Annotated in this window: 21 protein-coding genes; 7 read left to right on the top strand and 14 right to left on the bottom strand. The window is 61.6% G+C overall.

Annotated features, from left to right (window positions below; genetic code table 11):
- Positions 1-110 precede the first annotated feature (110 nt).
- From HMPREF3056_RS04330 to hisD, 8 genes are read right to left on the bottom strand one after another with little or no spacing between them, the layout of a single operon-like run.
- Entirely contained in the window at positions 111-914 is an 804-nt protein-coding gene (locus tag HMPREF3056_RS04330) for an inositol monophosphatase family protein (protein WP_070546776.1), read from the bottom strand.
- A gap of 4 nt (positions 915-918) precedes the next feature.
- Positions 919-1,701 (bottom strand): bifunctional 1-(5-phosphoribosyl)-5-((5-phosphoribosylamino)methylideneamino)imidazole-4-carboxamide isomerase/phosphoribosylanthranilate isomerase PriA, encoded by a 783-nt coding sequence (priA, locus tag HMPREF3056_RS04335; protein WP_049155328.1) that lies wholly within the window; start codon positions 1,699-1,701, stop codon positions 919-921.
- Positions 1,702-1,731: 30 nt separating this feature from the next.
- A complete protein-coding gene (gene hisH / locus HMPREF3056_RS04340; RefSeq protein ID WP_046648004.1) occupies positions 1,732-2,367 on the bottom strand; it encodes an imidazole glycerol phosphate synthase subunit HisH in 636 nt (211 codons plus the stop codon).
- A complete protein-coding gene (locus HMPREF3056_RS04345; protein WP_049155324.1) occupies positions 2,364-3,584 on the bottom strand; it encodes an MFS transporter in 1,221 nt (406 codons plus the stop codon). The genes hisH and HMPREF3056_RS04345 overlap by 4 nt, the downstream gene beginning before the upstream one ends.
- Before the next feature lie 50 nt (positions 3,585-3,634).
- Complete coding sequence (locus HMPREF3056_RS04350; protein ID WP_049155322.1) at positions 3,635-3,817, bottom strand: hypothetical protein; 183 nt, start codon at positions 3,815-3,817, stop codon at positions 3,635-3,637.
- Positions 3,818-3,823: 6 nt separating this feature from the next.
- Positions 3,824-4,456 carry an imidazoleglycerol-phosphate dehydratase HisB gene (hisB, locus tag HMPREF3056_RS04355; RefSeq protein ID WP_049155321.1) on the bottom strand — a complete coding sequence of 211 codons (633 nt, stop codon included), beginning with the start codon at positions 4,454-4,456 and terminating at the stop codon, positions 3,824-3,826.
- A gap of 43 nt (positions 4,457-4,499) precedes the next feature.
- Entirely contained in the window at positions 4,500-5,603 is a 1,104-nt protein-coding gene (locus tag HMPREF3056_RS04360; RefSeq protein ID WP_070754179.1) for a histidinol-phosphate transaminase, read from the bottom strand.
- A 3-nt stretch (positions 5,604-5,606) separates the two neighbouring features.
- On the bottom strand, positions 5,607-6,956 hold the full coding sequence (gene hisD, locus HMPREF3056_RS04365; protein ID WP_046648001.1) for a histidinol dehydrogenase: 1,350 nt from the start codon (positions 6,954-6,956) through the stop codon (positions 5,607-5,609).
- A 166-nt stretch (positions 6,957-7,122) separates the two neighbouring features.
- Between hisD and HMPREF3056_RS04370 the strand changes: the two genes are divergently transcribed.
- Complete coding sequence (locus HMPREF3056_RS04370; protein WP_046648000.1) at positions 7,123-8,046, top strand: YbjN domain-containing protein; 924 nt, start codon at positions 7,123-7,125, stop codon at positions 8,044-8,046.
- On the opposite strand, the gene HMPREF3056_RS04375 is transcribed toward HMPREF3056_RS04370, so the two are convergent.
- Complete coding sequence (locus HMPREF3056_RS04375; RefSeq protein ID WP_232745218.1) at positions 8,043-8,585, bottom strand: hypothetical protein; 543 nt, start codon at positions 8,583-8,585, stop codon at positions 8,043-8,045. The genes HMPREF3056_RS04370 and HMPREF3056_RS04375 overlap by 4 nt on opposite strands.
- An 8-nt stretch (positions 8,586-8,593) precedes the next feature.
- Positions 8,594-9,349, bottom strand: coding sequence for a hypothetical protein (locus HMPREF3056_RS04380; RefSeq protein ID WP_049155315.1), 756 nt, complete (start codon positions 9,347-9,349; stop codon positions 8,594-8,596).
- Positions 9,350-9,525: 176 nt separating this feature from the next.
- On the opposite strand from HMPREF3056_RS04380, the gene HMPREF3056_RS04385 reads away from it, so the two are divergent.
- The 5 genes from HMPREF3056_RS04385 to HMPREF3056_RS04405 all read left to right on the top strand — a co-directional run bounded on the left by HMPREF3056_RS04385 (position 9,526) and on the right by HMPREF3056_RS04405 (position 15,568).
- A complete protein-coding gene (locus HMPREF3056_RS04385; protein WP_049155313.1) occupies positions 9,526-10,074 on the top strand; it encodes a TetR family transcriptional regulator in 549 nt (182 codons plus the stop codon).
- A 38-nt stretch (positions 10,075-10,112) separates the two neighbouring features.
- The gene (glgX, locus tag HMPREF3056_RS04390; protein ID WP_049155312.1) at positions 10,113-12,323 is read left to right on the top strand and encodes a glycogen debranching protein GlgX; all 2,211 of its coding nucleotides are present in this window, start codon (positions 10,113-10,115) and stop codon (positions 12,321-12,323) included.
- A 49-nt stretch (positions 12,324-12,372) separates the two neighbouring features.
- The gene (locus HMPREF3056_RS04395) at positions 12,373-13,758 is read left to right on the top strand and encodes a 3'-5' exonuclease (protein WP_070515713.1); all 1,386 of its coding nucleotides are present in this window, start codon (positions 12,373-12,375) and stop codon (positions 13,756-13,758) included.
- A gap of 145 nt (positions 13,759-13,903) precedes the next feature.
- A complete protein-coding gene (locus tag HMPREF3056_RS04400) occupies positions 13,904-14,512 on the top strand; it encodes a hypothetical protein (RefSeq protein WP_046647995.1) in 609 nt (202 codons plus the stop codon).
- A gap of 51 nt (positions 14,513-14,563) precedes the next feature.
- A complete protein-coding gene (locus tag HMPREF3056_RS04405; protein WP_070515715.1) occupies positions 14,564-15,568 on the top strand; it encodes a GTP pyrophosphokinase in 1,005 nt (334 codons plus the stop codon).
- Here the strand turns inward: HMPREF3056_RS04405 and HMPREF3056_RS04410 are convergent.
- Genes HMPREF3056_RS04410 through ilvA form a run of 4 tightly spaced genes read right to left on the bottom strand, consistent with a single transcriptional unit; the run spans position 15,565 to position 18,150 of the window.
- Complete coding sequence (locus tag HMPREF3056_RS04410; protein WP_010190494.1) at positions 15,565-15,951, bottom strand: RNA-binding S4 domain-containing protein; 387 nt, start codon at positions 15,949-15,951, stop codon at positions 15,565-15,567. The two genes, HMPREF3056_RS04405 and HMPREF3056_RS04410, sit on opposite strands and share 4 nt — an antisense overlap.
- Before the next feature lie 6 nt (positions 15,952-15,957).
- Positions 15,958-16,194, bottom strand: a complete 237-nt coding sequence (locus HMPREF3056_RS04415) for a hypothetical protein (RefSeq protein ID WP_070515717.1) — start codon at positions 16,192-16,194, stop codon at positions 15,958-15,960.
- A gap of 25 nt (positions 16,195-16,219) precedes the next feature.
- A complete protein-coding gene (locus HMPREF3056_RS04420; RefSeq protein ID WP_070515719.1) occupies positions 16,220-16,867 on the bottom strand; it encodes a YigZ family protein in 648 nt (215 codons plus the stop codon).
- Positions 16,867-18,150: a threonine ammonia-lyase IlvA gene (ilvA, locus tag HMPREF3056_RS04425; RefSeq protein WP_070515721.1), complete on the bottom strand. Its 1,284-nt coding sequence runs from the start codon at positions 18,148-18,150 to the stop codon at positions 16,867-16,869. The genes HMPREF3056_RS04420 and ilvA overlap by 1 nt, the downstream gene beginning before the upstream one ends.
- A 177-nt stretch (positions 18,151-18,327) precedes the next feature.
- On the opposite strand from ilvA, the gene HMPREF3056_RS04430 reads away from it, so the two are divergent.
- Entirely contained in the window at positions 18,328-20,289 is a 1,962-nt protein-coding gene (locus tag HMPREF3056_RS04430; protein ID WP_070754181.1) for a choice-of-anchor I family protein, read from the top strand.
- The last annotated feature ends 53 nt before the right edge of the window (positions 20,290-20,342 follow it).

The following is a 20,342-nucleotide window of genomic DNA, read 5'->3' on the forward strand; positions in this document are numbered from 1 at the left end:
GACCACCGAACGGTGATGAGCATAGTAGGAAAACGGTAAAACGTTAAAGAATAAGTCCGGGATTCAGCGCCAGTGCTGAGCACCGGTTTCAGCCCCGGGACGGGGCCTATTTAGCGGTCCCCACGGGGATTTCGAGCAATGGCCTCCAAAATCGTGGCATGCACCTGCGGGGTCCCGCCCACGAAGCCCTTCGAGTGTGCAGTCCACTCATTGCCCTCGGGGTCGCTCACGCGGCCACCGGCAGCCTTAATGATGAGCGCGCCCGCCGCGTTATCCCACGGGTGCGGCGAGAAATTCACTGCACCGTCGAACACGCCCTGAGCGACAAAAGCGTTGTCCAGCCCTACCGACCCAGTCATACGGGGGCGCAGCCCGGTCTCTCGTAGGTCGTTGAATAGGCTCGTGGGCAGGTGCGAGGAGCAGCCCACGTGTCCGCGCGCTTCGTCGAATCCTAGGGCCTCCTCTCCTCCCCCGAACCCGGTCGCCGGGCCGCCGGTCGTACGCAGCGGCATCCCTTGCGCCGCAACAACACGGCGGTTCAACAATGGAAAGTCGGCGACGGCGACGACCGGCTTTGCATCGTGCAGGAGCGAAACAAGAATGCCGCAGCACGGATTCCCAGCCGAGTAGTTCGCGGTTCCGTCTACCGGATCCACAACCCACACCGTCTCCTCCAAGTTGCCACCGGACTCTTCACCGAACACCGGAATGCCGGTGAGCTGGCCCAATGTCTGGCGCAACTGCTGTTCGATGAGCAGATCCACCTCGGTAGCAAAGTCTCCTTCGCCTTTGAAACGCGCGGGTGCCGCGCCAAGGCCCCTGCGGAAGAGTTCATCAACCTGGTCCACTGCGGCTTCCGCAAAGGCAACAAGTTCGCGCGGATCCGACGCTGAAGTTCCTGTCATCGGGGCCATAGGCCTACTTCTCCTCGATCGGGTCGATGTATTCCTCTCCCGGCAGCGGGGTAACCTCCGCAACGGCTGCAAGAGCCTCCTCCAAGGTAAAGCGCTCCTCGTAGAGTGCCTTACCGATGATGGCGGAATCGATCCCTTCGTTCTCGTAAAGGGCCAACTCGCGCAGATCATCGAGCGTGGAAATACCGCCGGAGGCGGTCACCTTGGCGTCCGTGGCGGCCGCTACCTCACGCAGCAGCTCGATATTGGGGCCCTGGAGTGTGCCATCCTTCGACACATCCGTCACCACGAAACGGGTGCAACCCGCTGCATCAAGACGCTCGAGCACCTCCCAGAGGTCTCCGCCATCGGATACCCAGCCGTGACCGCGTGTGCGCCACTCACCATCCACCATTCGGACGGCGAGGTCCACTGCAATGCGGTCGCCATGTTCTGCGAGGACCTTGGCAATCCATTCTGGGTTTTCCAGCGCTGCAGTTCCAATATTGACGCGGCGGGCACCAGTGGCCAAGGCTCGCGCCAAGGAATCGTCGTCCCGGATACCTCCGGTCAATTCCACGTCTAGATCCACGCTCGTCGTAATTTCAGCGAGCAGCTCGTGGTTGGAGCCACGACCGAAGGCGGCGTCCAAATCCACCGCGTGCAACCACTGCGCGCCTTGGGCCTGCCATTTAAGGGCGGCCTCCCGCGGCGATCCATAGGACTTTTCGGTTCCTGCTTCTCCTTGGTCGAGGCGTACTGCCTGACCATCAACGACGTCAACCGCGGGCAACAGTGTAAAGCTCATGGTGGGTAGTCTACCTTTCACGCGGGCTCTTTAAAGCGTTCCAATCCAGTTCTTTAGCAGCTGCGAACCCACGTCACCCGATTTCTCCGGGTGGAACTGCGTGGCCCACAACGCACCGTTTTCTACTGCGGCGACAAAGCGGTCACCGCCGTACTCAGACCACGCCACCTTCGGTGGCTCGGTAATCTCCGTCTCGAGCTCCCAGTTCCGCGCGGCATAAGAATGCACGAAGTAAAAGCGATCCTCCGCGCTCACGCCTTCGAACATGCGGCTTCCGCTAGGAAGCTCCACGGTGTTCCATCCCATGTGTGGGAGAACGGAAGCCTGCAAGCGGGAGACCTCTCCCGGCCACTCGCCGCAGCCTTCGGTGTGTACGCCGTGTTCGGTACCTGAGTCAAAAAGAATCTGCATACCCACACAGATTCCCAGGACGGGGCGCCCGCCAGCCAAGCGTTGGCCGATAATCCTTGGTCCCTGCGCGGCGCGCAGCCCCTCCATGCAGGCGGCGAAGGCCCCCACGCCGGGGACTAGGAGGCCATCGGCTTCCACGGCTGTCTTGGGGTCCGCGGTGACCGTCACGGTAGCGCCGACCCGCTCCAGCGCGCGCACTGCCGACCGGACATTGCCAGCGCCATAATCCAGGACTACTACGTCGTATGAGCTCATCGTGGCTCCTTTCCGGGCCTCCTCGGCCTTCTAATCATGCGCAGGCGAGTCTGAATATCATTCAGCTCGCTCACACGGGTCTTGCCCAAAGCGCGGTCAGCCACGGACATGAGCAGGCCAACCGCAATGATGGCGGCACCAGCCGCGAAGGCGCCATCGTATCCGGACATAGCCACGACGGCGCCGAGAACCGTCGAACCAAGTCCAGTTCCACCGTCGTAGAAGATATTCCACACCGCAGAACCCTCGGACAGGCGCTCGCGAGGCAGACGGTCGAACATCGACAACAAGGCCTCGTTCTGGACGATGCCGAAACCCGCACCATAGATGACCGTGCCGAAGACGAGCAGCCATACTGACCATTCTTGCCACAGCACGGCGGCGATTAGACCCACACCAAAGACTGAGAAAGCCTGGGCTGGAATCATCAACGTGCCTGGCTGGCCCACGCGGTCCGCCACGACACCGGCGACATAGCGTGAAATCATGGCCGCGCCACCGATCACGGACAGCATGAGGCCACCCAGGACAGCGCCACGCTCAGGATCCAGCTCGCGCACCGCCGGGGAAATGAAATTGGAGGCGACGCCGTAGCTCACGGAGAAACTGGTCAAAGCGAGCGCTGGGACGAGCACAAGCTTCCACATTGGTGCCCGCGGAGTGGTATCCGTTGGGTCCGGCAACCCCACTGGAGCTGCCTTGATTTGCGGTACCAAAATGCAGGTAAAGAATCCCAGCAGGCCAAGGCCAGCGGCTAGGAGATACACCGTGTTGTAGTTAAAGGCTGAAGCCACTGCGAGACCCAAAGGCAAGAACGCCATCTGGGCTGCACCGATGAACAAACCGAAGATACCGGTGGCCTTGCCCAGCAAACGCCGCGGCGTAATTTCTGCGATGAGAGCGTTCTCCGCCACTGTGAGAGCGCCAAAACCGATGCCGCGCAGGGCGGAGAATCCCAGGGCGATCGGGGCGGCATCGCCCAGCATGTGCCCCAATGCCGGCAGCCCCAGCAACAGTGCCGAGGCCGCCATGATCGGACGGTACCCAAAGATGCGCAGCAGCATCGGAGTCGCCATCTGGGTAAGCACCGTCGCTAACATGAACACGCCGGTGGTGGCGCCAGCCAACGTGGCGGAGCCACCGGAGTCCAGCACGGCCAGGGGCACCACTGGAAGCAGGACCGACCAGGCACCGAAGGCGGAAACCACCGCGATCATGGTTTCCTTAAAGCCGGCGACCTTCCATACGCTCTGAGGGGTCTTTTCCGTCACTTCGCTGCCACCCCCGCTGAGAAGATGTCAAGCATCCAGGCCAGCGCCGCGATCGCGGAGACCGCCGCGAGCGCACCCGCGACCACGGTCATCAGCACCGAGCCATTCTGATACGCCGCCCACGCGCCGCCGACGAGCAAACCGGTGACCAGAAAGAGAATGAGAACCAACAAGTTCATAACGGCTTAGAGGGCTCCCTTCGTCGAAGGAACTCCGGTCACGCGCGGATCCCGCTCAGTAGCCTGGCGCAGGGCGCGGGCCACCGCCTTGTACTCAGCCTCCGTGATGTGGTGCGGATCGCGGCCGTACCGCACGTTGACATGCAGAGTCGTCGCCGAGTGCGTGGCAAAGGTTTCGAAGAAGTGACGGTTGATCACCGTGGCGTAGTGCCCGCCGATGACCTGCCACTCCATGTTTTCCGGTTCGCCATTCATCACGAAGTAGGGGCGCCCAGAAATGTCGACGACGGCCTCCACCAGTGCCTCATCCATGGGCAGCAGCTGGGACCCGAAACGGCGGATACCGGACTTGTCCCCCAATGCTTCCAGGAAGGCACGGCCGAGAACAATCGCGGTGTCTTCGACGGTGTGGTGGGCATCGATGTCGATATCGCCGTCGGCGTGGACGCGAAGGTCGAAGGAGCCGTGGGTGCACACAGCATTCAGCATGTGATCAAAGAACGGCAGCCCCGTCGAAATATCCGCTTGGCCGGTGCCATCGAGGTTGATTTCTACAGAGATTTTTGTCTCCCCAGTAACGCGCTCGGCGCGGCCAATGCGGTCGCCGCCATCGCGGCGTGCAGCTTCATCAGCGCTCATCGTCCCCACGCTCCTCCTTCAAATCGTGCCCCATAGGAGGGGCTCAGTTAATCATCTCTACTGTATCTGCCAAGTCCTCTGCGGCCGAAAGGAAGGCATCATTCTCTTCAGGCAGGCCAATCGTGGCGCGCAGGAGTCCCGGTACGCCGTTATCTCGGATCAAGACATCGCGGTCCAGGAACCCCTGCCACACCGCGTGCTGATCGGCAAAGCGTCCGAAGGACACGAAGTTGGATTCGCTCGGCACCACGTAGTACCCGAGCTCCTGGAGCCGTGCGACAACCCGGTCCCGCTCCGCCGACAGCTTCGCCACGGTGCCCAAAGCCTCCTCCTTGTGTGTCAGAGCCACGGTGGCCGCGATCTGGGAGAGGACAGAGAGGTGATAGGGCAGGCGGACGAGCATCACGGCTTCCACGAAAGCCGGATCGGCCACGAAGTAGCCCAAGCGTCCGCCGGCGAAATCGAAGGCCTTGGACATCGTGCGTGAGACCACGAGCTTGGTCGGATATTTCGCCAGCAGCGTGGTGGCAGAAGGTGAAGGCGAGAACTCCATGTAGGCCTCGTCCACGATGACGATGCCCGGCGCGGCCTGCACGATCTTCTCCACTAGGTCGATCGGGGTGACGTCACCGGTGGGATTGTTCGGGGTGGTAATAAAGACAACGTCGGGGCGGTGCTTGGCGACGGCCTCCAGCGCCTCCTTTTCCGCAATGCGGAAATCCTCGTTCCGCGGGCAGGAGATGAATTCGGTTTGGGTGCCCGCGCACAGGATGGGGTGCATGGAATAGCTCGGGGTAAATCCCAGCGCGCTGCGCCCCGGCCCTCCGAAGGCTTGGAGCAGCTGCTGCAGCACCTCGTTGGAACCATTGGCCGCCCACACGTTGTCCACGCTGACATTCACGCCGGTCTGCTCACTGACATACCCCGCCAGCGCCGTGCGCAGTTCGACGGCGTCGCGCTCTGGATAGCGGTTGAGCTCTCGGGCGTGCTTTTCGACGGCCGCCACGATGTCCTTGACCAGCGCCTCCGACGGCGGGTAGGGGTTCTCGTTGGTGTTGAGCTGGTTGGTCACCGTCAGCTGCGGGGCTCCATAGGCACTGGAGCCGCGCAATTCTTCGCGCAGGGGAAGATCCTTCAACTCAGCCATTACTTAAGCCTCTACTTTCTGGGTATCTGGGGCATCGGCGAATCGTGCAGCAATTGCTTCACCGTGGGCAGGCAGTGCCTCCGCGGTGGCAAAGGCAATCACATTCTCCGCCACCTCCCCGAGTGCTGCGCGGTCATACTCGATGAGGTTGACCGGGCGCAGGAAGGTGTGCGTCGACAGCCCAGCGCTAAACCGCGCGGTTCCCGAGGTGGGCAAGACGTGGTTGGAGCCAGCGGAGTAATCACCGAGCGGCACCGGCGAATAATCACCCACGAAAATGGCACCGGCGTGGCGGATACGCTCCGCTACTGCCCGGGCATTCTTCGTGTGAACCTCCAAGTGCTCAGCGGCATAGGCGTCCGCGACAGCAATGCCCGCTTCGAGGTCATCGACCAACACGATGCCGGACTGTTCGCCGCGCAAAGCCTCAGCTGCGCGCTCGGCGTTCGCGGTGGCGGTGTAGCGCTGAGCTACTTCCGCATTCACGGCGGCAGCAAGCTCCTCCGAGTCGGTGATGAGCACGGAGGCAGCCATCGGATCATGCTCCGCCTGAGAAATGAGGTCATAGGCCACGTAGACCGGGTTGGCGGTCTCGTCGGCCAGGATAACGATCTCGGTGGGGCCGGCTTCCGCATCGATACCCACCACGCCGTGTACCGCGCGCTTGGCAGCAGCAACAAAGACATTGCCGGGGCCGGTGATGATGTCCACGGGCTCAAGAGCATCCTCCCCCGTGGCGGGTTCATCGTCGCCGTAGGCCAGCAAGGCGATGGCTTGTCCACCACCGACTGCCCAGACATCGTCCACGCCGAGCATGTGGCACGTAGCCAGCACCGTCGGGTGCGGCAGGCCGCCGAATTCCTTCTGCGGCGGAGAAGCCACGACCATCGCTTCAGCGCCTGCTTCTTGGGCCGGGACGGCATTCATAATGACGGAGGATGGGTACACCGCCTTGCCTCCTGGCACATACAGTCCTACCCGCTCAATGGGTTGAAAAACCTCGGTAACCGTTGCACCTGGCGCCAGCGTTGTCGTGTGTGGGGCCGGCTTCTGGTCCGCGTGAACGGCGCGCACGCGGGCGATAGATTCTTCGATAGCTGCCCGGACCTGAGGGGCCAGTTCTTGGGCCGCCTTCTCGAGCTCCTCATGCGGGACCCGCACCGCGGCGGGGCGGATGCCATCGAATTTCTCACCAAAGTCGAGGGCCGCCGCAACACCACCTTCTCGCACCTTGTTCACCATGGGGATAACAATGTCCATGACTGAGGAAACATCGGTTCCGCCTCGCGGCAATACTCGGCGCAGGCGGGAGGTGGTGAGAGTCTCTCCGCGCAGGTCAATGGTTCGTAGCATGCTCAAGCCCTTTTCATAATATACAGCCGCATAATATGCAGCGGTTTCTATACCTTCCCATTACTATACCCGTGCCAAAAAGCCAGCGAGCTGGCAGGTGCAGGTTATAGAATGTGTCACTACTAACACGTTCCGGCACCCCGACTCGGCGAAGGGAGGCGGCGAGATGAGCAACGGCGCCGAAGGTAATGACAGCCACTCCACCTCGGATCTGCTTGCCCGTGTGGAGCACCTCGCGCACCGCGAAAGCCTCCACTGCATCCGGGTCAGCGCGCACGAACTCCTCTTCCCCCATCCGCCGCTCGGGGAGACCCGCGCCTTTATGGATACCGAGGGCGAGCCCATTTTACGTTTCTGCACCACCCACCACGGGGTCTTGGGCTTCGGCGATATCCCCGCGCTCAGCGAGTTCGTCAACGACTGGAACCACGATTGTCTTTCGCCGCAGCTCGTGCTCAATTATTCCTCCCCGACCGAGGTCGAGGTGTGGGGCCATTCCTTCCTCGTCGTGCACCAGAAACCCACGGCGGCCCAGCTCTCCGCCTCTGTCATCCCTGCGCTGCACAACGCGGCGGCCTGCCTTGAGGAATTAGCGGATTATTTCCCCGTCTTGACGCTTCCCCGCCCGGCGGCTCCGGAAGAACAGATAGAGCTCGACGGCCCCGTCGGCACAGTCGATACCGCTCGTCTCGGGGAGCTTTTACCCGCCCTCGGTATTACGCGTTTCCAAGCAGATGCGGAAGAGGCCGTCTACGCGTGGATAAACGATGTCCTCTTTGCCTTCGCTATCGACTCTGGGCCGAGCCTCATCATTAAAGGCCATTGGGATCCCAACCTCCCAGGCAGCGAATTCTCCAAAATTTTCCTCATCTGCAATGACTGGAACCGCACCAACCACTCGGCTTCTGCCTTCTGCCACTCCAACGTCGATGGCTTGCAGGTGCGCATTGACTACGCCGTTATGACGGGCGCTGGGCTTTCCGACGCCCAACTGATCACCGCCCTAGGCCGCGGCATCAAACACGTCCTCCACGGCATCGATGACATTTCACGCGATGCTGTGGGCTCCTCCCCCGTCGCTTGGCCCTAAGGAGCCTCTGCCTCAGCCGCCATTGCCTCCGCTTCTTCGTCGTCCACGGCACGAGGAGGATTGACAAATACTGCGGACCAGTACGTAAACATGGCCATGAACGGCCCCACGAGCCAGGCGATGCCGGGCGAGAATTTCGGCACGAACTCCACAATTTCCCCGGGATCGTCCGGGATACTCGTTGCGGTAGCTCCACCAAAGACGTAGAACGACGCCGCGCCAGCCAAGGAAGCCAGGGCTACCCACAGCAATACCCCGACGCCGCGGTAGCGCTCGCCGCGCCGATAGGCAATAAGCCCCAACGCCATACCCAGGGCACCGGTAATGAGTACAAAAGTGATGTAGGAATCAAACTGAACGTTAGCGACGTTGCGCAGGGCGTAGCCGCCATCATCAACCCGGTGCCCCTTCAGGGCAGGACGCCACAGCCCCCACGCGGCGCCGGCCACAGAAAACCCGAGGAGCGCTAACGCGAGCAACCCCGCACCAAATCCGATGGCGCGGGGTATGCGAAAGCTAGGTGCACGCAGTGCAGGCACGATATGTTCTAGCCGCAGAAGGTCCAGTTGCCGTTCTCACGCTTGAAGCGCATGGTGGAGCTGTCCATGCCCTTGCTGGTGTTGACGTTCACGGTTGCGGATGCATCGTCACCGTTGACCACGACATCGTTGATGGACTCAACACCGGTCTTGGACCAGTCAAAGCCTTCCATCTGCGAGGTGTCCTGGCCAGCTGCCGCCATCATGTCCTTGAGCTGGTCCATCGGAACATCCGGAACCTGGTTGTAGTCCACCTGGTCAAGGCCGGAGTTCGGGTCGTTGCGCACTTCAGCGCAGGTGTGCTCCGGGAGGTACTTCACGAAGGAACGCATGGTCTGCTGCTCGTACATGCCACGGACCAGACCATTGATGCCGTCAATGTCTTCCTGGCTTGCAGCCTCACCCTGGACCGGCTCAACCTTCGGCATGCTCTGGAACGGATCCACACCGTTCTCGAAGGGGTTAGCCATGGCCTGGTTTTCGCCGCCCTCGGGGTTCTCCCCTTCCGGCTTCGGATCGGCGTTCTCGCCGTCCTTATTCTCTTCGCCTTCCTTCTTTTCGTCTCCCTCCTTCTTTTCAGAATCCTTCTCCTTCGACTGCCCCTCGGAGGTCTTGTCCTTGGACTCCGTCGTGGTGGTGGTCTTCACCGCGGAGGAAGCGGTATCGGTAGCGTTCTCATCATCGGAACCGCAAGCAGCCAAGGAGAGCGGCGCGACGAGCGCAACAGCGACGAGGGACTTCTTGGCAGGTGTCAGAAAAGACAAGGGATAACTCCTAATATCTATAGAGAGCGATAGTAAAACCACGCTGGGCGTGGCAGTTGCCCTTGGGCACTTCACATAACCCTAACAAGGCATGATTGTATAAACCCTACACTTCACCTTGAAGCTTCCTGTGAGCCACGCTTGGTGTTTTTCCGCGCCGCGTAGAGTGGGTTGTTGTGCACCTTTCTCGCGACGCTATCGTTTCCACCGCCCTCGAGCTCTTGACACGCTACGGGCTCGCCGATGTCACCATGCGCCGTGTTGCCACCAACCTCGGCGTTGCTCCCGGCGCGCTGTACTGGCATGTGGCCAATAAGCAATCGCTCATCGCCGCAATGACCTCCGAGATCCTCTCCCCCGTTACAGGAGAGACCACAACGGAGCTGGTCAGCTCCCTTCATGGGGAACTCACACGCTGGCGCGACGGCGCCGAAGTCGCCATAGCAGGTGCCGCTTTCCCCGAATCCTCAGCAAGTTCTGACTTGGAGGAGCTTTTCACCTCCGCGTTGAAGCGGGAAGCCCCCGGGGCATCACCGGAGGATAGTGGCGTCGCCGCCCGCGCTCTCATCCATTACGTCCTGGGAGCGACCTTCATGGAGCAATCCCGAGAACAGCTCAGTGGGGCGTCACCAAGCGCAGCTCCCTCAGCGTCGAATGCTGTGTCAGGCGTTGACACCTTGGTGCGCGCCGCAGAACTCATGGTCGCGGGTTTACGCACGCTGTGAACCGATCGCATGCAGCGGAATTGACTAAACTAAGCCTCATGACTGAGACCCGTGCTGATATAACGCCATCTCGCCAGGTGTGGCCTGGTTCCCCCTCCCCACTCGGCTCCACCTTCGATGGGGCCGGTACTAATTTTGCTATCTTTTCCGAGATCGCCGAGAAGGTCGAGCTCTGCCTCATCGATCACAACGGCAACGAAGAACGCATTGAACTGACCGAGATCACCGCCCACGTCTGGCATGCCTACCTTCCCAACGTCAGCCCGGGGCAGCGCTATGGCTACCGCATCCATGGCCCTTATGAACCAGAACATGGCCTGCGCTGCGATCCCTCAAAACTTCTTGTCGATCCTTATGCTCGCGCCTTCGACGGTGACTTTGATGGCGATGCCTCTCTGTACTCCTACGATATCTTCGCGGACGAGCCCGGCACCGGACGCAACGACGATGATTCCCTAGGCCACACAATGCTGTCGGTGGTGATTAATCCCTTCTTCGAGTGGCACGGCGACAACCGCCCCCACACGCCGGATAACGAGACCATCATCTACGAAGCCCACGTCAAGGGCATGACGATGACGCACCCGGATGTTCCGGAGGAGCTGCGCGGAACCTATGCCGGCATGGCACACCCGGCCATCATCAACTACTTCAAGGACCTGGGTGTGACAGCCGTCGAGCTGCTGCCAGTCCACCAGTTCCTGCAGGATGATCGCCTGCGCCAGCTGGGGCTGCGCAACTACTGGGGCTATAACACCTTCGGTTTCTTCGCGCCCCATGCGGACTATGCCTACGCCAAGAAGCCCGGCGAGGTGGTCGCCGAGTTCAAGGCCATGGTTCGCGCCTACCACGAGGCCGGCATCGAAATCATCCTCGACGTTGTCTACAACCACACCGCCGAGGGCAACCACATGGGTCCGACCATTGCTTTCCGCGGCATTGATAACCACGCCTATTACCGGTTGGTTGATGACAACCCCGAGCACTACATGGACTACACCGGCACCGGTAACTCTCTTAATGTCCGCCACCCGCACTCCCTCCAGTTGATCATGGATTCGCTGCGCTACTGGGTAACGGAAATGCGCGTCGACGGCTTCCGCTTCGACCTGGCTTCCACCCTGGCGCGCGAGCTTGATGACGTCGACAAGCTGGCTACCTTCTTCGATCTAGTCCAGCAAGATCCGGTGGTTTCCAAGGTCAAGCTCATCGCCGAGCCCTGGGACGTGGGCCATAACGGCTACCAGGTTGGTAACTTCCCGCCCATTTGGAGCGAGTGGAACGGCAAGTACCGCGATACCGTCCGTGACTTTTGGCGCGGCGAGCCGTCGACGATGGGCGAGTTTGCCTCGCGCCTTACCGGATCTTCCGACCTCTACGCCAACAACGGCCGCCGCCCCACCGCGTCCATCAATTTCATCACCGCGCACGATGGCTTCACGCTGCGTGATTTGGTCTCCTACAACGAAAAGCACAATGCCGACAACGGGGAAGACAACCGCGACGGTGAATCCCACAACCGCTCCTGGAACCACGGTGTGGAGGGCCCCACTGACGACGAAGAGATTAAGAAGCTTCGCCGCCGCCAGGTGCGTAACTTCCTCACCACCCTTCTGCTGTCCCAGGGCACCCCGATGCTGTGCCACGGCGATGAGCTGGGCCGCACCCAGGGCGGCAACAACAATGTGTACTGCCAAGACAACGAGATTTCGTGGATCGATTGGTCGATGTTGGAGCAAGAGAAGAACATCGCCATGCACGGCTTTACCAAGCGCCTGATTAATATCCGCAAGAACCACCCGGTGTTCCGTCGCCAGCGTTTCTTGGCCGGCGGCCCCTTCGGTTCTGAGGTGAAAGACCGAGATATTGCGTGGCTGGTTCCCTCCGGCAAGCTGATGACCCCTGAAGACTGGGACTTTGAGTTCGGTAAGGCGCTTATGGTCTACCTCAACGGCAACGCGATTACGGAGACGACTGCCCGGGGTGAGCGCATCACGGATGATTCCTTCATCATGATCTTCAACGCTCACCACGAGGAGATCGAGTTCACTCTGCCGAAGAAGGACTTGGGTGCTAGCTGGCGCCTCATCGTGGATACGTCTGACTCCGGTGGCTACCCAGATGAAGAAAAGCTCATCGCGGCTGAGGGATCCATCGTGGTGCAACCGCGCACGTCGCTCATCCTCCGCCAGACCGAGCCGCCGGTTTTCGATGACAGCGATGAGTCCGCCGGAGCAGACGAGAACTAGACTGCTCCTTTACCACCTACGCTCTGCTCCCCTGTCCTGAAAGGAATCTGTGTCCTATACCGCCCATGGCGCTGTCATTGATGTCACCGCCGATGCCCTCACGTTCCGCCGCTCCCAGCTTGCTGCGTCCCTCGGCGCACCGGCCCACGAGGCTCTCTCGATGGCCGATGCCACGAGCGTGGAGTGCACGGCGCCAACGGCCACGGGCTTCGGGCAGGTCGTGGTGCGCGGCACGGTCGATGCTGCGGGGAATGCTGGGGACACGGTCATCCGCTTCGCCCCAGGCCAGGACGCGGAGGCCTTCGCTCAGGCGGTCAAGGCCGCCCTCCGCGGCGAAGCGCCGGCGACCAGCAGCCGAGTCGACGGACTGAATTTCACCGCTGTCGATGTGGAAACCGCTAACGACAACTGGGGTTCGGTCTGCCAAATCGGAGCGGTCCGCTTCCGCGATGGTGAAGAAACTGAGTCCCGCACGTGGCTGTGTACTCCCCCGCCGGGTCTGGAGCACTTCGACGATGTCAACATCAGTATCCACGGCATCACAGCAGACGACGTCGCCGGCGCTTCCCCCTTCGCGGACGCCGCTGCCGAGCTCTTCGAGTTCCTCGGTTCCGACACGTTGGTCGCCCACAACGCGCAATTCGATTCCACCGCTTTGCGCAGTGGCCTCCAGAAGGCGGCGGCTCCAGTCCCAGAAGTGCGCCTAGCATGTTCGCTAGCGCTGGCTCGCGACGCCTCCCGCGCCGGCGTTATCGACGTGGCCAACCATAAGCTTCCCACCGTTGCCTCCTACATTGGCGCCGAAGATTTTCAGCACCACGAGGCCACGGCGGATGCCCGCGCCGCTGGGGAAATTGTCAGTGCCTTGGCTCAACGTTTTGGCCACTCCGGTTCCATCGAGGAATTGTTCTCTACCCGCGAGTTTGCACTGGGAACCTTAAGCGAGGATTCGGTTATCCCTGTCCTCCGCGCCAACACCGCACCGCTTTCCGCAGCAGACCTAGGCGCAGGTACAGATTTCCGCGACAACACCCGCATGGCGGGTGCTACCTCGGGTGCTCAGAAGAAGCGCTCCTCCTCGCAAGAGCGCCGCGGGCCGGCCCCGTGGCAGTCCGTGTCCACCCCGGACACCATCCCGGATCCGAACCCCGATGCCGACCCGGAAGGCGCGTTGTTTGGCCAGAATGTCACCCTCACCGGTGACTTTGAGCCTTTCGACAAGGGCTTGTTGTGGTCCAAGATCGCTGAGCGCGGCGGCCAGGTAGGCAAAAACGTCACGAAGAAGACCACCATCCTCGTCGTGGGCCAGTGGGCCACCAAGACGTCGAAGGAAAAGCGTGCCGAAGAGCTGCAAAGCAACGGCCAGGACATCGCCATCTGGCAGTCCGACAAGCTCTTAGAGGAACTGCAGCTCGACGAAGCCCCACCGTTCTAGGCAGTAAAAGGCGCTAGCGCGCTAGGGCATCCAGGCTCTAGCGCGCGGTGAAATTTCTCTTCTCCGGTGGGAACCTGTGGGCGCAAGACACAGTCCAATAAAGGCAAGGAATCCGCACTAGCCTACCTTTCACGGAGACGAACACATGACCATCGCGCTGCCCACCTCGCTTCACGTCGATCACCTACTCCCTTCGCTCTGCCCGAGCGAAGAGCTCAACGGAATTAAGCTGTGCGATGATGGCTTCGGCGACTCGCCCGCGCGCATCCAGCTTTCGCGGACGCTATCGATGTCCATGGTGCACGGCACGGGTGCCGAAACCAAGCGCGTGAGCCAGCGTGCGTTGGACGATCTGGGCCTGACTACGCGCCAAGCGTGGGATACCGCAGCGCTTAATCTTCAACGCCGCGCGTTAACACAGCAGGGACTGCGTTTCTTTACCCGGCCAGCCGAGCACAGTCTCAGCGGCGCTGAAGGCAGCCTCGAGGTGCGCGTGCATCGCTGCACCGTATCGTCGTGGTTGGCGCATCCGCAGGCCTTCGTTATCCTGGATAATCATCTGAAACGCTTGAGCCAAGCCACGAGTATTACCTACCTCGTTCCTGATGCGCACACCCTCTACGCGCTGCTGAACGTTTCCCCACAGCGAGCGACGGAACTGGCCTGCCGCGCGGCCGAGTTGCGCCCGCGCCATCGTCCCCCTCTGAGCCTGCAACCACTAGTATTGGCTAACGGCTTCCCTCTCGAGGTGTAGATACGCCTCACGTCATTCTTGCCGTGGCCGAAAGGAGTCACGTTCTTCACAATGCCTGAATCATCCATGTCCCGCCTGGGCAACCAGTACCACTCCTGGGTACGCGCGCACCCCACCGCGGCGCAAGACTTCCGCGACGCCATCGAGGACTTGCTGAACGACGCCGGAATTATCTTCGACCGCGTGGCCACCCGTGTAAAACAATGGCCGTCGCTCAAGGCCAAGGCGAAGAAGCGTCGAGAGAACGGCGAGCTCATGTATCCGAACCCGTGGGAGGATATTCACGATGTTTTGGGCGTGCGGATTACTGTCTTCCACTCCACGATTATCCCAGAGGCCCTGGAGGTTTTAGGAGAGACCTTTACCGTGCTTCGCTCAGTGGATAAGGCAGCGGAGACGCGAATTTCCGGTGGCTTTGGTTATGGCTCCCATCACTTGGTACTGACGGTATCGGAGGATAGCGCCGCCACGCTGGAGGAACTTGAGCCTTATATCGGCTGGACCTTCGAGATTCAGATTCGCACCGTACTCCAGCACGCGTGGGCCGAGTTCGAACACGATATCCGCTACAAACAGGGTCCGAATCCTCCCTCCCCACAGGTCGATCGGCTCTTTACGCTCGCCGCAGGCCTCATTGAGCTGGCGGATCAGCAATTCGATGAAATCGCCGCGCTCAAGGCTCCCAGCTCTGAGGCGGACGATGACGTGGAAATCACGGCAGAGACCCTCCCCGGCGTCCTCGCCATCATTCTGGGTAACCGCTTTCCGCGTTCACGCTCGGAGCACTACCGCTTCCTGGCGGAGCTTTTAGAAAACAACGGCATCAATCGTCTAAGCCAGCTCAAGCAGCTCCTCGATGAAGACGCCATCGCCCATGTGCACGACGCCATGCGCTACCGCTTCCGCCCAGGCCAGGTCAGGCTTATCGACGACCTGCTGCTCAACAAATTCGGCGCCCAACACATCGAGGCCACCGCCGATGCCGGCGACCGCAGGGACCGCAAGCGCCGCTTGAACGCGCGCCTGAAGGCCTTAAAGAACTTCCGGAATAATTAGCGGAATCCGCCGCGGAACTTCTCCATCTGCCGGCGCTCCTTCTTCGTGGGGCGGCCTGCACCGCGCGGGCGGACTGGGACGGAGGGCATGAACTCCTTCGGCGGTGGCGGCGGGGCATGGTCAATGTAACAGGTGCGCGCAATCGGGGCGCCGACGCGCTTGGACACGGTAGCAAGCACCTCAAGGTCATGCTCGTGATGGTTGCGCCACACGCGCACGCGGTCGCCGGGCACAACCTGCTGCGCGGGCTTGGTGGCGTTGCCGTTGAGTTTGACGTGCCCGGCGCGCACGGCGGTGGCGGCTTCCGAGCGCGTCTTGAACATGCGCACGGACCAGACCCAGGCATCGATGCGCACGGGCCGCCCGTCGGGCTGATTCACCATAGGTTCTTAAAAGTTGTGGTTCTCGTTCACGATCTTCTGGATTTTAATCCAGTTGTACCCTCCACCCACCACGGCAACGATGAGGCCAATCGCCATGAAAGTCCAGAAACCGGTGAGCGTCCAACCCAAGAGGACACCGCCGGCGACGCCGCCCACGACGCAGATAGCTCCGTTGCGGGCGTGGGTGCGCACGGCTTGCTTGCGTTGCTCAATGGGGTTGTTGGGGCGTCGCTGCATAGTCATGGGGCTTATTCTACATGGACAGAAGCTAGCGGCCTGAAAGCTCGACCCAGGCAGTTCCAGCTTCCTTCGGTTCTGCCTCGCCCTGGGTCAGCGCCGCGAGCGTCGCCGCGAGTTCCTCCTTGCCGCCGGGCTCCACAGACACGGTGAAGGTCACCGCCTGGCCGTAGGCGGTATCCACCATGTCCACGCCACGGTTGCGCAACTCCGCCTCCAGCCGCCCGGCCTCCGCGTGCGAAACCTCGACGGTATAGAGCTCGCGCAAGGCACGCGTGACGGGCTCAACCTGCTCCATCGTCTCGCTGACGGCACCTCCATAGGCGTGCACGAGCCCGCCCGCGCCCAGCTTGATACCGCCGAAGTAGCGCACCACGACCGCACAGATATCGAGCAGTCCGGAGCCCTTCAGAACATCGAGCATCGGCTTGCCCGCCGTGCCGGAGGGCTCGCCATCATCGGAGGAGCGCTCCACTGGATTCGAGCCGTCAACGTGGTAGATGTAGGCCGAGCAGTGGTGGCGGGCGTCAGGGAAGCGGTCGCGGGCGCCGTCGATAAGCGTGCGTGCTTCCGCTTCCGTCGTGGCGCGGCCTATGAGGGTGATAAACCGCGAGCGCTTGATCTCAATCTCGTGCTCGACAATCTCACCGGCGGCGGGGCGCTGATAGCTCTCCAGCATTATGCGACGAGGAAGTCGTACTCAGGCGTGCCGGGCTGAAGCTGCTGGCAGTTGAGCTTCGATTTCTCCATTCGCTCCAGCAGTCCGTCGATACCTGCGGCACTCCCCAACTCGATACCCACCAGCGCGGCGCCGGTCTCGCGGTTGTTGCGCTTGAGGTACTCGAACAACGTGATGTCATCTTCAGGGCCGAGAACATCCTGCAGGAAGTGGCGCAGCTGGCCTGGCTCCTGCGGGAAGTTCACCAGGAAGTAGTGCTTGAGTCCGCGGTGCACCAGGGAGCGCTCCATGATTTCGGCATAGCGAAGCACGTCATTATTGCCGCCGGAAATCACGCAGACCACCGTTGAGCCCGGCTGCAGGTTGAGCGTGCGCAGACCGGTCACGCTCAGCGCGCCGGCAGGTTCGGCGATGATGCCCTCGTTTTGGTACAGCGCGAGCTGTTCCGTGCACACGGCGCCTTCCGAGACGATGTCATGGTGCAGGCGGCCCTGGTTGGCTTCCAGAATCTTGAAAGGCAGCTCGCCGATGCGCTTGACGGCAGCACCGTCGACGAAAGGATCGACGGTCTCCAGGGTCACCGGCTCACCGGCCGCAAACGCAGCGCTCAGCGACGCTGCCCCGGCCGGCTCAATGCCCACCACCGCGGTGCGCGGGGCCATATCGGCGAGGTAAGAGGTGATGCCGGAAATGAGTCCGCCGCCGCCCACGGGGACCACCACGGTATCCAAGGACTTGCCCATCGAGGACAGCTGGGACACGATTTCCGCGGCCACAGTTCCCTGACCGGTGACGGTATCGCGCGAGTCGAAAGGCTCGATGAAGAAGGCGCCGCGCTCGGCGGCATCCGCGTGCGCGGCAGCTGCTGCCTCGTCGAAGTTAGCGCCGGTGACCACCAACTCCACGAAATCACCACCGTGAACCAGGATGCGGTCGCGTTTTTGCTTCGGGGTAGGTTCCGGCACGTAGATCTTGCCGTGGATTCCCATGGTGCGGCAGGCGTAGGCGACGCCCTGGGCATGATTTCCCGCCGAGGCGGTAACTATCCCCTGCGTGCGCTGCTCTTCGCTGAGGTTTGACATGCCGTAAATAGCCCCGCGGATCTTGTAGGAGCGCACATCCTGCAGGTCTTCGCGCTTCAGGTACACCTCATAGCCTGTCTCTTGGGACAGGCGCGGGCAGTACTGCAGCGGAGTGGGGGCAATCTCCGAGCTAATTCGCGATTGGGCCAGTTGGATATCAGAGGCGTGGATAGGCTCGAAGTCTTGCGGGATGGTTGTCATGGTGGCTTATTTTAGCGCCCCGCCCTCCACGCGTCGCACATTACCTAGCAATCGACCGGTTCACCGAACGTTTACCCAGATCTCGCTTGGCCGCAACTTACTGTTCCCCAAAAGCTCTAGGGGCAAAACGTACGGTGGTGCGGAATCTTTTCGTCTCGCAACAAGGAGTCTTTCTGCATGTCTCGTTCTATCTCCCGCCGCTCCCTCACCCTGTGCGCTGCGACCGCCACGTGCCTTAGCCTGGCTGTACCGACTTCCTCGGCTGCGATTGTAGAGAATGTCATCGAACACTCTGCTGCCGACGCTAACCTCAAGGTCACCCCGATTGGCACCTATGAGTCTGGGGTCTACGAAGAGTCCGCCGCAGAGATCGTGGCCTTCCACCCGGCCTCCAAGCGCATTCTCACCGTCAACGCGCATGCGGGCCAGATTGATGTCCTCGATGCTTCGGATCCGACCAAGCTCACGCTCATCGGTTCCATTTCTGCTGGCGAGGGCAAGGAAATCAACTCCGTGGCCGTGCGCCCCGATGGCCTGGCTGTGGCCGCCGTCCAGCAAGCGGACAAGACCGAGGAGGGCGAAGCACTGTTCTTCAACGCCGCGGCCGAGGACTTGGCGACCGCCGAATTAGGGCGCGTGATGGTGGGCGCTTTGCCGGATAACGTCCACATCACCGCCGATGGTGGCTACGCTCTCCTCGCCAATGAGGGCGAGCCCTCGAACGAGCTCAACGCCGAGGGCACCGATTACGTCACGGACCCGGAAGGTTCCGTCTCCGTCATTAAGCTGCCGGAGGGTGTTGAGGCTCCAACCCAAGCGGACGCCCGTATCGCCGACTTCACAGCCTTCGACGGTCAGCCTCTGCCGGAGGGCGTGCGCGTCTTCGGCCCCTCCGGCCACGATTCCAAGCCCTCTATCGACTTCGAGCCGGAGTACATCACCTCCCAGGACGGCAAGGCCTTTGTAACGCTGCAGGAGGCCAACGCCATCGGTGTCATTGACATCGAGTCCGCCACCGTGGAAAAGATTCTGCCTGCACACATTGCGGATCACTCGACAGTCCCGCTGGACCCCTCGAACAAGGATGACAAGGCGGAGCTGCGCACCATCCCGGTTAAGGGTCTGTCCATGCCCGATTCCATCGGTGCCTTCACCGCTGGCGGCCACACCTACTTCGCCACCGCGAACGAGGGCGACGCCCGCGAATGGGGTGTGGAGGAGAAGGACGGCGGTTCCGGCGTTTACACCGATGAGGTGGAGCTCAAGGACGTGGTCGAGGATGGCAAGGTGTGCGAGGGCGCGCTTGGCGACGTCGACCTGGACAAGCTCGCCGACAAGAAGGAAGCCGGCAACCTGAAGCTGAGCAACGCCTCTGGCTGGAACGAAGAGAAGGGCTGCTTCGACGAGCTTTATGCTTACGGCTCCCGTTCCTTTAGCATCTACGACGCGGAGGGCAACGTTGTCTTCGACTCCGGTGCCGAGTTCGAAAAGATCACCGCCGAGCTCAACGAGCCGGGCGTGTTCCACCACAACGCCGATAATGAGAGCGCCGAGTTTGATGACCGCTCCGACAACAAGGGCCCCGAGCCCGAGGCTCTCACCATCGGCACCGTGGGAGATCGCACATACGCCTTCATCGGCGCGGAGCGCGTCGGCGGCATCTTTGTCTACGACGTCACCGACCCTGCTAACTCTTCCTTCGTTACCTACGTCAACAACCGCGACTTCTCCACCGACGAGTCCGCTGCTGCCGGCGACCTAGGCCCGGAGGGCTTTGCCTTCGTCGACAAGGCGGACTCCCCCAACGGCGAGTACCTGCTCATCGTCGGCAACGAGGTATCCGGAACCACGACCGTCTACTCCGTGAAGGATCTCCTCGCTGGCGACAAGGACGACGAGGAGAAGCCGGACGAGAATCCGGATGAGAACCCTGGCGATGACTCGCAGGACCAGGACGGCCAGAACAAGGACGGCCAGAGCTCCCGCCCATCCACCGCGGCCATCATCGCTGGTTCTGTCATCGGTGTCGTCGCCGCCCTAGCCGCTGCCGTAGGTCTGCTGCGTGCCCCGGGTATCCGTGAAACGGTTCTCAGCCTGGCCCCAGCACCGCTGCGCGAGCAGCTGGAGAAGTTCCTCTAGCCCCTACCGCGCTCACGGGGAGGGCTGCTACATTGAAATGGGCTTGCACCAAG

Source organism: Corynebacterium sp. HMSC056F09, from assembly GCF_001815785.1.
GTDB lineage: Bacteria > Actinomycetota > Actinomycetes > Mycobacteriales > Mycobacteriaceae > Corynebacterium > Corynebacterium hiratae.

What these genes read in the sequence shown, in the direction of transcription:
- HMPREF3056_RS04330 (WP_070546776.1), bottom strand. Translation starts at nt 914, where the DNA reads ATGGCCCCGATGACAGGAACTTCAGCGTCGGATCCGCGCGAACTTGTT.
- priA (WP_049155328.1), bottom strand. Translation starts at nt 1,701, where the DNA reads ATGAGCTTTACACTGTTGCCCGCGGTTGACGTCGTTGATGGTCAGGCA.
- hisH (WP_046648004.1), bottom strand. Translation starts at nt 2,367, where the DNA reads ATGAGCTCATACGACGTAGTAGTCCTGGATTATGGCGCTGGCAATGTC.
- HMPREF3056_RS04345 (WP_049155324.1), bottom strand. Translation starts at nt 3,584, where the DNA reads ATGATCGCGGTGGTTTCCGCCTTCGGTGCCTGGTCGGTCCTGCTTCCA.
- HMPREF3056_RS04350 (WP_049155322.1), bottom strand. Translation starts at nt 3,817, where the DNA reads ATGAACTTGTTGGTTCTCATTCTCTTTCTGGTCACCGGTTTGCTCGTC.
- hisB (WP_049155321.1), bottom strand. Translation starts at nt 4,456, where the DNA reads ATGAGCGCTGATGAAGCTGCACGCCGCGATGGCGGCGACCGCATTGGC.
- HMPREF3056_RS04360 (WP_070754179.1), bottom strand. Translation starts at nt 5,603, where the DNA reads ATGGCTGAGTTGAAGGATCTTCCCCTGCGCGAAGAATTGCGCGGCTCC.
- hisD (WP_046648001.1), bottom strand. Translation starts at nt 6,956, where the DNA reads ATGCTACGAACCATTGACCTGCGCGGAGAGACTCTCACCACCTCCCGC.
- HMPREF3056_RS04370 (WP_046648000.1), top strand. Translation starts at nt 7,123, where the DNA reads ATGAGCAACGGCGCCGAAGGTAATGACAGCCACTCCACCTCGGATCTG.
- glgX (WP_049155312.1), top strand. Translation starts at nt 10,113, where the DNA reads ATGACTGAGACCCGTGCTGATATAACGCCATCTCGCCAGGTGTGGCCT.
- HMPREF3056_RS04400 (WP_046647995.1), top strand. Translation starts at nt 13,904, where the DNA reads ATGACCATCGCGCTGCCCACCTCGCTTCACGTCGATCACCTACTCCCT.
- HMPREF3056_RS04405 (WP_070515715.1), top strand. Translation starts at nt 14,564, where the DNA reads ATGCCTGAATCATCCATGTCCCGCCTGGGCAACCAGTACCACTCCTGG.
- HMPREF3056_RS04410 (WP_010190494.1), bottom strand. Translation starts at nt 15,951, where the DNA reads ATGGTGAATCAGCCCGACGGGCGGCCCGTGCGCATCGATGCCTGGGTC.
- HMPREF3056_RS04415 (WP_070515717.1), bottom strand. Translation starts at nt 16,194, where the DNA reads ATGACTATGCAGCGACGCCCCAACAACCCCATTGAGCAACGCAAGCAA.
- HMPREF3056_RS04420 (WP_070515719.1), bottom strand. Translation starts at nt 16,867, where the DNA reads ATGCTGGAGAGCTATCAGCGCCCCGCCGCCGGTGAGATTGTCGAGCAC.
- ilvA (WP_070515721.1), bottom strand. Translation starts at nt 18,150, where the DNA reads ATGACAACCATCCCGCAAGACTTCGAGCCTATCCACGCCTCTGATATC.
- HMPREF3056_RS04430 (WP_070754181.1), top strand. Translation starts at nt 18,328, where the DNA reads ATGTCTCGTTCTATCTCCCGCCGCTCCCTCACCCTGTGCGCTGCGACC.